The organism is uncultured Gemella sp., assembly GCF_963519265.1.
GTDB lineage: Bacteria > Bacillota > Bacilli > Staphylococcales > Gemellaceae > Gemella.
In genome coordinates this window covers 1-11,986 of record NZ_CAUQNQ010000044.1, presented here as the reverse complement: position 1 = coordinate 11,986, position 11,986 = coordinate 1, and the positions used below count along the sequence as shown (strand labels likewise).

Below are 11,986 nucleotides of genomic sequence, written 5' to 3'. Positions count from 1 at the left end.
ATCATTGACAACCAATTTTCTCATAATTTTTTTCAGATATGTTGGAGAAATATTTAAACGCTGACTAATTTCCTTAGAATTCAAGAAAACATGCCTATCTTGAAGGTATAACATCACCATTATACAGATTGCTTGTTCCGTACTTTTTGTTAAATGCATAAACTCAACCTCTTTTCTTTTTGTATATAACTCTACTTACATCCTTATTTTATGATATATTTTTATAATTGTCAAATGTTATCTTAATTTTTCTCCCCAGTATTGATAATAGGTACATTCAATGGAACCGTTAAATAACTTTCTTCTTTTCGTTGCCTTTTTCCCGTATAAATGTTCAAACATTTTATGAGATGTTAATAAATAAAGTGACCAATGTTTCTTATTTTTAAGTTCCGTTCCTAAAAATTTATACATAGCTTCTACTTCTTTTTTCTCACCTAAACGTTCGCCATATGGTGGATTCGCAATTACACAACCAGTTTCCTTCTTCGCTACAAAATCAAAAACTGACATCTGTTTAAACTTAATAACTCCCGCTAATCCGATTTCTTCAGCATTATTTTCAGCAGTCGCTATCATTTTAGGATCAATATCAGAACCATATAATTCTAATTCTTTATCATAATCAATAAGATCTTCTGCCTTATTTCTTTCTTCATCAACAAGACTTTTCGGCATCCATGGCCATTTTTCAAAGTCAAAGTTTCTATTAATTCCAGGTGCCATGTTTTGTGCTGCCATAGCTGCTTCTATTAATAATGTTCCTGATCCACAGAATAAGTCATATAATGGTGTTTCACCTTTCCAGTTTGTAAGTTTAACCATTGCTGCTGCTAATGTTTCTTTCAATGGAGCTGTCCCTTGTTTAGCACGGTATCCACGCTTATGCAATCCATCTCCAGAAGTATCTAATAGGATAGTTGCAATATCATTTAACATAATAATCTCTAGTCTATATCTAGCTCCTGTCTCGGTTAACCACCCTGTAACTCCATAGCTTTTCTTCATTTTCTCAACAATTGCTTTTTTAACGATTGACTGACAGTCAGAAACACTGAATAGTGTAGACTTATGACTTCGTCCATCTACAGGGAATTTGGCATCAACTGGAAGATATTTATCCCATTCTATTTCTTTAGTTTTTTCAAAAAGTTCTTCGAAAGTATACGCAGGAAATTGTGCAACTACGATTTTAACCCTATCTGCACATCTTAACCACAGATTAGAACGTACTATCGCTCTCTTATCTCCTGAATAATATACTCTCCCGTTTTCTACTTTTGTTTCATAACCTAATTCTTGCACTTCTTTAGCTACAATTGCTTCAATTCCCATCGGGGTTGTTGCTACTAAATTAAAATTCATCTCTTCCTCCTTAAAAAAAGGGGCTCCTAAGAGCCCCTAGAACTAGTTGTTTTTCTTATCATAAGCCATATTCTGTATCTATCTTACTCAAACGAGACTAGTCTACTCTCGTAAAAATAGCTGTGATCATCTGTCTAAATATATATATTTCCTATTCCTACATTCATTTCTGCGGAATAAGTGCTTCTACCAAAATTTGAATTGCTCACTCAAGGGGTTTACCGCGTTCCACTTCTTATATTTCTATAAGAACTCCGTCACTGTGGCACTTTCAAGATATATAACCATATAGAAAACTACTTAGGTCATATTTTCTGCCGTCACCATAAGGTGCCTAAACTTATTTTTTCGTTTAGCGTTGAACACTACAGGCATCTCAGCCTGTGTGAGTATGGACTTTCCTCAGCATTTCTGCCGCGATCACTCAAAGAAAAACACTTATATTACTTTACACTAAAAATACTATTTTGTAAACAATAATTTAAACTATTTTCCTAATACAGAAATTTTACCTTCAGCAATTTCCTCTAGCGCTTTACCTACTTCTTTATGAGAAGTGTATTTGTCTAGTTTGCTTGTTTCTGGATTTGCAAATAGTTCTCTTGCTCTTTTACTTGCTAATGATACTAGCATATATTTTGAATTTACTTTTGATTTTAATACGTCTAATTTTGGATATAACATTTTTTTCTCCTACATTTCTTCTAATTCTAACAATGCTCTTCTATACTTCATCTCAATACGTTCACGTTTTAAATGCTCACTAAGTATAATTGCTCTAATTCTTTCTACAGCTTTATCCACTTCGTCATTCTCAACTACATAATCGTATAAATGCATCATATTAATTTCTTTTTTAGCTTTTGCTATACGTGACTCTATTACTTCATCACTCTCAGTTCCACGACCTTTTAATCTTTCTTTAAGGTCACCAATACTAGGTGGTGCTAAAAATATAAATAAAGCATCCGGAATTTTACTTTTTACTTGTCCTGCACCTTGTACTTCAATTTCTAAAAATATGTCTTTTCCTTTTTCCATCGTCTCCCTTACATATTTAACGGGAGTTCCGTAATAATTATCGACATATTGAGCATATTCTAATAACTCACCCTGTTGAATTAAAGATTCAAATTCTTCTTTTGTCTTAAAGAAATAATCAACCCCGTCCACTTCACCAGGCCTCATACCTCTTGACGTCATTGAAATTGAATATTCGAAGTCAACATCATTACTTTCAAAAATTCTTTTTCTAACAGTACCTTTACCTACTCCTGAAGGTCCTGAAAGAACTATTAATAATCCTTTCTCCATTTTTCGTATCCTTCTGTTATGTTTTATTATCTTTTTATGATACCATAAATCGAAAAAAATTTAAACTATAAACATGTATATTTAAGTTGTAAATTAATTCAATAATATTTTCTTAAAATTCTTAATTTTTATTTTTAAAGTACAAGTCTAATAATTGCTAGTGAAACTATTCCTACTACAACTATTACCAAGAGGCTCTTTGAAATGATTGCACTTAATACCGTAGGTAGAGAAGCAAGTAGATTTTCATAATTAATTTGAGGAAACTCCCCAATCTTTTGAATAAATAGACTATTGAACCATAAAGCCGACATTATTACAATCGGTACAAAACTAAGATACTCTATAACCGGTTTAGGTAAATCGAATTTCTTCAATAATACGAATGGAAGTACCCTAGATAACCAAGTAACAATTGAACATCCTAATATTGTTAATATTATATAGTTAGTAGATAACATTTTTCAATACCACTCCTATCGCACATCCTATTAAAGTAACTGCTATAATTAATAAATTACTTGGAATAAAAATCATTCCAAAATATACTAAGAAGAATACAACAATAATTACTAAAAATTGTACTTTTTTCTTGATAGTAAAATCTGAAATAACTTGTAAATATAACAATCCTATAAACATCGCTACTAGCGCAAAATCTAAACCTAAAGCCTTAGGATCCTTAACTATTCCACCTAGTAATGCACCTAGTACCGATGACGCAACCCATGTAAAATAAGATACTAGGTTTGCAGTATTGAACCATTCATAAGTCAACCTTCCATTAGTATAGTTTTGTTTATTCATTCCTAAAGCGAAACTCTCATCAGTTAAAAAAGTACCAATTATAATATTTTTAAATACACTGTATCGCTTGAAAAATGGAGCTGTTGCCATGCTCATCAATATCATTCTTGAGTTGATTAAAAATGTTGCTAAGACAATTGAGAGTATAGGAAAACTACTAGAAAGCATGCTTACAGTTATGAATTGAGCACCACCTGCATATATAAATAACGACATCGCTCCAACAAAGAAAGGATTAAGCCCAACCGAACTTGCAATAATTCCAAAGGCTAATCCTATGCCTATATATCCAAAAACTGTCGGTAATGTGTCTTTTACACCAGCCTTTACGTCTAATTTATCATTCATATGTTCACCTTCCTTGACTAGTTAATTATTTTATTTCATTAAAAGCTCTCCTATAAGATTTTTATCAATTTTTTGCTTAACAGTTTTTTGTCCGGTATAAGTTACTAAGCCCGGTTTAGCACCAGATATTTTTTTTACATTTTTAATTAACGTTCTATCAACATTAACATACTCTTCATTTTTAAACTTCGAATAATAAGCAGCTAACATTGATGCAACTTCTATTGTTTCTTCACTAGGATTATTATCAAAGATTACCACATGACTACCAGGAATGTCTTTCGCATGAAACCATAGATAGTCTCGTCTTGCTAATTTATTAGTAATCGCATCATTTTGAAGATTATTTTTTCCAACATATATAGCTACACCATTATGATTAACAATAAAATAATTACTCTTATTCTTTTTCTTATTAACCTTAATCTTTTCTTTTAATATTCCATTAGCAATCAATTCTTCTTTGATTTCCGCTATGTCCGTTTTATCAGCATTTTCAATTTGGAATTTAATAGTCTCAAAATATCCTAAATCCTGTTTTGCAATCTCTATTTGTTCAATCAAATTCTCAATAGTTCTTTTATTTTTTTTATATAAATTAAAGTACTTCTCTGAATTTTTCTCAATAGTTAGATTTGGATCTAACTCAATCTCAATATCCGATAAATCTTCACTATAAAAATTTTGCAGTGTTACAATCTCTGGTATTTCTTTTTTAAATAAATAAATGTTTGAAATTAGAAGTTGTCCCTTTAATTTATAATCATCTCTATTATTAGCTTGTTCCAGTTCATCTTTTAATATATCAATTTTCTTATTTAATCTATTTATTTTAGAATTAACAAAATTAAAAAGCTTTCTGTCAGTATTTTTATTTATTGACTCTCTAGCTATATCCATGTAGTAGTAATCTAATAATTGTGACAATGATTCAAAATCTCTACTATACTCTTTAACTTCAAAGAAATAAAAATCCTTCTTATTATTCTCTTCAAGTAAAACGGGTTTAAAGTAATTATCGAATTCTTTACAAAAACTAATAAATGAATTTTTCAAATCTTCTTCCGATTTTTTTTCAAAATAATTATTCAGTAATGCTGAAACACCGTAGAAATTTTTCATTAAGAATTTCTTATCATCAATAGAAAAATCAGTATCACTATAGCGACTAAAATCAAATGGATTAATTTTTTCAACAGTCGGAGGAAGGGTATATTCCATATTGGATATAGTCGATCTCTTATATTCAAGGCTGTAGCTATTTTTTAAAGACTCTAAGATTATATTATCTTCATTAGTTAATATTATATTTGAGTGTTTACCCATTAATTCCGAAATTAGATAATAATACTTTTCATATCCTAAATCATCAAAGTTTTTAATTTTAAAAATTACTATTCGGTCATTATTAACTTGATTAATCTCTAATATTATTCCACCTGTTAAATACTTTCTCAGTACTGAACAAAAGTTCGAAGGTGTTGAAGGATTTTCAAAACTATTATTTGTTAACTGTATTCTAGATGCACTTGAATTTGCAGATAAAAACAATTTTAAATTCTTTCCTTTTCTAACAGAAAATACAAATTCGTCTGTTGATAAATTATTTATTTTATTTATACGACCATTTAATATATTTTCTTCTAATTCTTTCACCATTTTTCTTATGAAAAAACCATCAAATGCCATTTTTATCCTCCTTGTATTTTAATATATAATTCAAAATTATATCATAGATATCAATTTGTGTATATGAAAATAAAAAATATACAAATACTAAAAAAGGGAGGACTCTACAAAATCGTGATTTCGAAGAAATAAGATTTTGTAGAGTCCTCCCCGCAAAGTTTATTGATATCTAAAAAGCTTCTATAAAGCGAATTTAAATATCAATAAGCCACTACATCTATGAGTTATTATATAGACTTTTTAAGGTTTAGGCTTTCAGGTCAGCCTTTTCTAAAATATTATTTATTTTCAAATCTTTTTGAAACTAATACTCCCCACACTAATAATCCAAGTAGTACGACCCAGAAAATAACAGTCCAAAGTGTAGAATGTGGAAACTCATGCGGAATAAGTGCTAATTTTTCATGAGCAGCTGCAATCACAAATAGCTTAATACCAACCCAACCAACAATAAGGAATGCGGCGATTTCCAAACCAGGTTTAGTTTCCAAAACTTTGATAAATATATTAGCTGCATAACGCATAATTACTACACCTATAAATCCACCTATTACCATTACTGAGAATTGACCAAGGTTAATACCTCCAATTGAGGTTTCAGAAATATGTGGTAGTGTTATGGCAATCGCTACTGCAGCTAAAATTGAATCAATCGCAAAAGCTACATCAGTAAGCTCAACTTTAATTACAGTCGCCCAAAAACCACTTTGTTTTTTAGGTTCAGCAATTTCTTCAGTTTCATTACCTTGTTTTCTCTTATCGAAAAATTCTTTAATATGCGCACCTGCCATATATAGCAAGTATAACCCACCTAAAACTTGAATTTCCCAATACTGTGCTAATACCGTAATTAAAAAAATCGCTATGATTCTAAATATTAAAGCTCCAGCCAGACCATACATTAATGCATGTTTTTGCTCTTTTGGAGGCAAGTGTCTAACCATGACAGCTAGAACAATAGCATTATCAGCTGATAGTAAGCCTTCTAATAACACTAAACTTAATAATACTATTACATATTGAATTAGTATCTGTGAATCCATTATTATCTCCTTCTATCCTATTATTTTTTTCATAAATCTAACAATAACTATAACAATCATCAATCCTATCATATTTAACACTAGCGGTAAAAAACTACCTAGGTTAAATGTAATATTTTGATTTAATAGATTAAATGATTTCGTAAAGATAGTTAATACACTATTATCTACTCTAATCGCCGGAACAGACAAACGTGCTTTAATCATATTCGCTATCACTTCACCACCTATAAAATATAAAAGTGAAAATGAAATCGCTAGATTTGTATTATTAAACAATGTTAAAGCTAATAAGAAAATAAGATTAGCAAACACGAATAATAAAACTAACATCGTAGCATATGCTCCTAATGTACCAACATTAATCATTATTGTTTTTAATTCTTCAAAGATATTTCTCTTACGTAAGAAAATAATACCTAAAAGACATGAGATTACTATAACGTAGTAACCTAAAAAATAAATTAAATTAGCTAAAATAGCAGAGATATCTCGAATACTTTTCTTTTTTCTCATAATTAAAAGTACGCTGACTTTTGAAATATAATCTTCTCTATACGAATATATATAATTTAATCCCATAATGAAAATTACTAAAACTAAATTTATCTTTACCACAATAGAAAACATAATATTTACGATTGACATATCATAAAATGTCGCCAATGTATCCACTTTATATACAAATGCAAAGTTAATTAATGCTAAAATAATTAAAAATAAATAATTAAATTTTCGTCTAAACAACTTTCCAAATTCTACTGAAAACAACATTATAAATCAGCCTCGCCCTCATATAATTTTATTTTTTCACCCAAGTTACGAATTTGAAATACTTCTATATCATTTTTTAATAAAGCATAAACGACTTCTTCAAGAACATCTTCTCTCACAACTATTTCATTATTATGATAAATAGTAAATTGATATCCAGTTAGTACTTCATCTAATCTATCTTGACTAGATACATTAATAGCCATAAGTTGTTTTAAGATTAATAAATCCTCTAAACTTCCAAAATATGATTTAATACTATCTGTAATAACTAAAACTTTATCAGCAATACTATTATGTCTATTAAGCATTGTATCTAGAATAATAACGTTAGCATTATTTGATTTGTCAAGAATCAATTCACTTATCGTCTCTTTATCCTCAAGCGTTAAGTCCTCTTCTGTATTGTCAACAATCAATACATTTTGATCCACTAAAATTGAAAACAGAATATGAAACTTTGTTATTTCATTCGCTTTTAATTCTTTATATTTTTTTGAAGATTCTAAGCCTAAAAACTCCAAGTCATTAATTAACTCTTCTTCCAAGATTTTTATATTGAATAAAGCCAATGCTTTCTTTATATTTTTTAATAATGATAAATCATTATAAAAACCAAAATCTTTAGCAAATAAAAGTTTCTGATTATTTATATTCTCACCATCGAAAAGAATCTCTCCTTTAAACTTTGTTCTTTGTCTAAATGATTCTTTTAGCATACCTAAACTTGCACAACTATTATTAACAATTGTTAAGATTTCCCCAGTATCAACTGCAAAATCAAGTTCTAATATTGTATCTTTTTTTATTTTTTTTCTATATCCTTTAAATTCTAAAACCATTATTTCTCCTATAAAAAATAACATTAATGTAACATTCTGTTATTATATTAATTTTTATCTCTATTAAATATTAGATTACATCTTATAATAATACCATTGCTTTAACTTAATGTCAAAAACAATAGTCAAAAAATAGAAGATGATAGAAGAAATATCTTCTACCATCTTAGATGTGATTATTTATTTTCTTTTACAAAGAATGAAAGTACAATTCCTAGTACAAATCCGATTAACGCATAGTTTAACCATGCAAAATCAGCTGGTACTGGAAGGAAGTTTACTTTAGCTAGTACATTATCAACTGCAGGAACTGCAAGTTTAAATGTTGAAACTACAGTAGAATATAAACTAAACAATCCTGTAAATACAACTGTACAAACATAAACTACTTTTTTCCCACCGAAGAAGTTATTTAAAAATCCTAGTAAGATTAATACCATAGTCAATGGGTATAGTAAAACAAGAACCGGAACAGCTCCTTGGATGATTGCTGCTAATCCGTAGTTACCCACTGCGAATGAGAATAATGTTAATGCAACAGCATAAGTTTTATAGCTAACTTTATCGTATAATCTTACGAAGAATGAAGCACAAGCTGTTACTAAACCAACACTTGTAGTTAAACAAGCTAAGAATACGATAACAAATAGTAATAATTTTCCAACATTACCAAAGTAATATGTTGTTGCTCCTGTTAATACTCCAGCTCCAGTCTTCTGTAATCCTAAAACAGAAACTGATGTTGCTCCGATATTAGAGATAAATACATATACTAAAGCTAATAACACAGCAGCAATAATTGCTGATTTAGCTGCATTGTTAAATACTTCTTTTTTAGTTTTTGCTCCGTAAAGTTTAACAGAGTTAATTACGATAATACCAAATACTAATGATGCTAAAGCATCCATTGTATTATATCCTTCCATAAGACCATTCGTAAATGCTAATGAAGTCGTTTGGTATGTTTTTGTAGGTTCTTGAGCAACGCCCATTGGTTTAACTAATGATGCTACGATTAAGACAACCATTGATAGTAATAAAACTGGTGTGATTACAGTTCCGATTCTATCTACTAATTTATTAGGACTTATAGCTAACCATAATGTAAGCCCCATAAAGAATGCTAAGAAAATCGCTTGAGCAATTGTAGTATTTTCTGGGGCTACAAGGCTTGATAATCCTAATTCATAAGTAGTTGTCCCTGTTCTAGGGATTGCAAAGAAAGGTCCAATTGTTAAGTATAATAAAGTCGTAAAAGCAACACCAAATACTTTCCCTGCTCTACTTGATAAGTCTAATAGGTCTTCAGCTCCTGAATACCCCATTACAATAACTCCTAATAGTGGTAATCCCACTCCCATAATAATAAAGCCAATCATCGCTGTAGATAAGTTTGTTCCAGCGTTTTGTCCTAAGAATGCTGGGAAAATTAAATTACCAGCTCCAAAGAATAATGCAAATAACATAAGTCCGATTGATACGTATGGATTTTTCTTTAAAAATTTCAACATGTCATCTCCTTCAAATTTTTTATTTTTTTAGTATGTTATATACAATAATATATTTATTAACTTTTGTCAATATATTTTTTAAAATTATTTCTTTTTTTGTTGGATAAATGTTTTAAATTTTCTGACAATTGAATGAAATTATAAGTGAAGTTCTCCGTTTCCAATCCAAATAATTCAATAATGTAATCAGTTTCATATAATTAGTATAATACTAAAAATAAAATTTAAAAAAAATTTAAAAGATTTAATAATCGAAAACAATTATTAAATCTTTTTTTAAAATTTTTCTATTTTTTTTGTTCTTCTTTATAATCACAGTGTGCACAATGAACACCTTTTTTTCCTTCATATAAGATATTCTCACATTTTGGACAATTTCTATTTATAGGTTTATCCCATGACACAAAATCACATTCTGGGAATCCTTCACAACCGTAGAATAACTTTCCTTTTTTAGATTTCTTCTCTAAAATCTCATGTTTCTTACATTTTGGACAGACTACCCCTACCTTTTTTTGAATAGTATTTGTATATCTACAATCAGGGAAGTTAGAACAAGCAATAAACTTACCAAATTTACCCAACTTAAATACAAGTGGTGAAGAACACTCTGGGCAGCTTTCTCCAGTAAATTCTTGTTTAATTTCTACTTTTTCCATTTCAGTTTCTGCTTTTTCAACATCTTTTCTAAAATTACTATAGAAATTATATATAGTTTTTTCCCAGCCTACTTTACCTTCTGCTATATCGTCTAATTGACTCTCAAGATTAGCTGTAAACTTAGTGTTTATTATATCAGGAAAATATTGTTCTGTTATCTTACTAACTAATGTTCCTAATTCAGTTGGTGTAAATACTTTGTTTTGTAATTTTGCATAATATCTTTTTTGTAAAGTATCAACAATTGTTGCATAAGTTGAAGGGCGTCCTACTCCTAATTCTTCAAGCTCAGCTATCAGTTTAGCTTCAGAATAGCGTGCAGGTGGTTGAGTAAAATGCTGTTCTTCTTTAATTTCTTTAACTTTTGCATCTTCTCCAACTTCAAATTCTGGGGCAAGTTTTACTTTTTCTTTTTCCTTCAATACAGCTAAGAATCCATTAAACAGTAGCCTAGAATGTGCTCCACGATATATAACCTTATTATTTTCAAATGTAGTTGTACTCGTTTCATAAACAGCTGCACTCATTCTACTTGCAATAAATCTTTCCCATATAAGTTTATACAATTTATATTGATCATTAGATAAGTATTCTTTAATGCTGTCAGGTGTGAAATTAATATTCGTAGGTCTAATTCCTTCGTGAGCATCTTGAACATTCTTACTTGATTTTCTAGCTTTTACTGCTGATACTAGATATTCTTTACCAAAATTGTTTAGTATATAATCACTAGCCATCTTAACCGCTTCATCAGAAACTCTTGTAGAGTCCGTTCTCATGTATGTAATTAAACCTGTAACTCCACCTAACTTTTTAAGATTTATACCTTCATATAACTCTTGAGCTACACTCATTGTCTTACGAGTTTTAAAATTAATCTTTCTTGAAGCATCTTGTTGCATTGTAGAAGTGATATAAACATTCGGTGCATTTCTATTCTTATTAGTTTTTGCTACATCAATAACTTTAAATGTATCACCTACTATTGCTTTTCTTATATTATCTACATCTTTTTTACTTTCAAGTTTAAGTTTTTCACCTTTATAAGAATAGAAATTAGCCATTAAGACTTTTCTATTTTTTATAAAATCGATTGGCATAGACCAATATTCTTGTGGAACGAATTTTTGAATTTCTTCTTCTCTATCAACAATTAGCTTTAGAGCTGCATTTTGTACTCTTCCAGCAGATAGCTTTGGTTTTACTTTTTTCCAAAGTACAGGAGAAATATTATATCCAACTAAACGATCTAATATTCTTCTAGCTTGTTGTGACTGAACTAAATCAGTATTTATCTTACGTGGATGCTTTATTGCATCTTTTACCGCGTCTTTTGTTATTTCATTAAAAACAATTCTATTATCAGAATTATTATCTAATCCTAAAATATGTGCAATATGCCAAGCTATTGCCTCTCCTTCTCTATCGGGGTCGGATGCTAGGAATACTTTCTTTCCTTTGGCTTCTTTTTTTAAAGACTTAATTACATCACCCTTCCCTCTTATAGAAATGTAATCAACATCTACATTTCCATTATCTAGCACTTCTACTCCCATTCTACTTTTAGGAAGATCTCTTACATGACCTTTTGAAGATATTACTCTATATTTTTTCCCTAGATATTTTTCAATAG

At 29.5% G+C, this 11,986-nt stretch carries 12 protein-coding genes and 1 other RNA gene; all 13 read right to left on the bottom strand.

Annotation, left to right across the window (positions count from 1 at the left end; genetic code table 11):
* The coding region (locus RWN11_RS05575) for an Rrf2 family transcriptional regulator (RefSeq protein WP_314160784.1) at positions 1–159 on the bottom strand (159 nt) is incomplete at its 3' end.
* 78 nt (positions 160–237) lie between these two features.
* Entirely contained in the window at positions 238–1,365 is a 1,128-nt protein-coding gene (locus tag RWN11_RS05570; RefSeq protein WP_294681154.1) for a class I SAM-dependent RNA methyltransferase, read from the bottom strand.
* 56 nt (positions 1,366–1,421) lie between these two features.
* An RNA gene (gene rnpB, locus RWN11_RS05565) (RNase P RNA component class B) lies at positions 1,422–1,797 on the bottom strand.
* 54 nt (positions 1,798–1,851) lie between these two features.
* The gene (gene rpoZ / locus RWN11_RS05560; RefSeq protein WP_314160783.1) at positions 1,852–2,049 is read right to left on the bottom strand and encodes a DNA-directed RNA polymerase subunit omega; all 198 of its coding nucleotides are present in this window, start codon (positions 2,047–2,049) and stop codon (positions 1,852–1,854) included.
* 9 nt (positions 2,050–2,058) lie between these two features.
* Complete coding sequence (gene gmk / locus RWN11_RS05555) at positions 2,059–2,679, bottom strand: guanylate kinase (protein ID WP_060913708.1); 621 nt, start codon at positions 2,677–2,679, stop codon at positions 2,059–2,061.
* A gap of 134 nt (positions 2,680–2,813) precedes the next feature.
* Positions 2,814–3,140: an AzlD domain-containing protein gene (locus RWN11_RS05550; protein WP_314160782.1), complete on the bottom strand. Its 327-nt coding sequence runs from the start codon at positions 3,138–3,140 to the stop codon at positions 2,814–2,816.
* Positions 3,127–3,834: an AzlC family ABC transporter permease gene (locus RWN11_RS05545; protein WP_314160781.1), complete on the bottom strand. Its 708-nt coding sequence runs from the start codon at positions 3,832–3,834 to the stop codon at positions 3,127–3,129. The genes RWN11_RS05550 and RWN11_RS05545 overlap by 14 nt, the downstream gene beginning before the upstream one ends.
* Before the next feature lie 30 nt (positions 3,835–3,864).
* The gene (locus RWN11_RS05540; RefSeq protein WP_314160780.1) at positions 3,865–5,523 is read right to left on the bottom strand and encodes an NFACT RNA binding domain-containing protein; all 1,659 of its coding nucleotides are present in this window, start codon (positions 5,521–5,523) and stop codon (positions 3,865–3,867) included.
* Positions 5,524–5,801: 278 nt separating this feature from the next.
* Positions 5,802–6,566 (bottom strand): TerC family protein, encoded by a 765-nt coding sequence (locus RWN11_RS05535; protein ID WP_314160779.1) that lies wholly within the window; start codon positions 6,564–6,566, stop codon positions 5,802–5,804.
* Positions 6,567–6,578: 12 nt separating this feature from the next.
* Complete coding sequence (locus RWN11_RS05530) at positions 6,579–7,340, bottom strand: iron ABC transporter permease (protein WP_314160778.1); 762 nt, start codon at positions 7,338–7,340, stop codon at positions 6,579–6,581.
* Positions 7,340–8,182, bottom strand: coding sequence for an ABC transporter ATP-binding protein (locus tag RWN11_RS05525; protein ID WP_314160777.1), 843 nt, complete (start codon positions 8,180–8,182; stop codon positions 7,340–7,342). Before RWN11_RS05525 ends, RWN11_RS05530 begins: the two co-directional genes overlap by 1 nt.
* Positions 8,183–8,358: 176 nt before the next feature.
* Positions 8,359–9,693, bottom strand: a complete 1,335-nt coding sequence (gene brnQ / locus RWN11_RS05520; RefSeq protein ID WP_314160776.1) for a branched-chain amino acid transport system II carrier protein — start codon at positions 9,691–9,693, stop codon at positions 8,359–8,361.
* 287 nt (positions 9,694–9,980) lie between these two features.
* On the bottom strand, positions 9,981–11,984 hold the full coding sequence (gene topA / locus RWN11_RS05515) for a type I DNA topoisomerase (RefSeq protein WP_314160775.1): 2,004 nt from the start codon (positions 11,982–11,984) through the stop codon (positions 9,981–9,983).
* Positions 11,985–11,986 lie beyond the last annotated feature (2 nt).

Bases quoted from the DNA above. Each gene is read 5' to 3' on its own strand.
- RWN11_RS05570 (WP_294681154.1), bottom strand. From the start codon at position 1,365: ATGAATTTTAATTTAGTAGCAACAACCCCGATGGGAATTGAAGCAATT.
- rpoZ (WP_314160783.1), bottom strand. From the start codon at position 2,049: ATGTTATATCCAAAATTAGACGTATTAAAATCAAAAGTAAATTCAAAA.
- gmk (WP_060913708.1), bottom strand. From the start codon at position 2,679: ATGGAGAAAGGATTATTAATAGTTCTTTCAGGACCTTCAGGAGTAGGT.
- RWN11_RS05550 (WP_314160782.1), bottom strand. From the start codon at position 3,140: ATGTTATCTACTAACTATATAATATTAACAATATTAGGATGTTCAATT.
- RWN11_RS05545 (WP_314160781.1), bottom strand. From the start codon at position 3,834: ATGAATGATAAATTAGACGTAAAGGCTGGTGTAAAAGACACATTACCG.
- RWN11_RS05540 (WP_314160780.1), bottom strand. From the start codon at position 5,523: ATGGCATTTGATGGTTTTTTCATAAGAAAAATGGTGAAAGAATTAGAA.
- RWN11_RS05535 (WP_314160779.1), bottom strand. From the start codon at position 6,566: ATGGATTCACAGATACTAATTCAATATGTAATAGTATTATTAAGTTTA.
- RWN11_RS05530 (WP_314160778.1), bottom strand. From the start codon at position 7,340: ATGTTGTTTTCAGTAGAATTTGGAAAGTTGTTTAGACGAAAATTTAAT.
- RWN11_RS05525 (WP_314160777.1), bottom strand. From the start codon at position 8,182: ATGGTTTTAGAATTTAAAGGATATAGAAAAAAAATAAAAAAAGATACA.
- brnQ (WP_314160776.1), bottom strand. From the start codon at position 9,693: ATGTTGAAATTTTTAAAGAAAAATCCATACGTATCAATCGGACTTATG.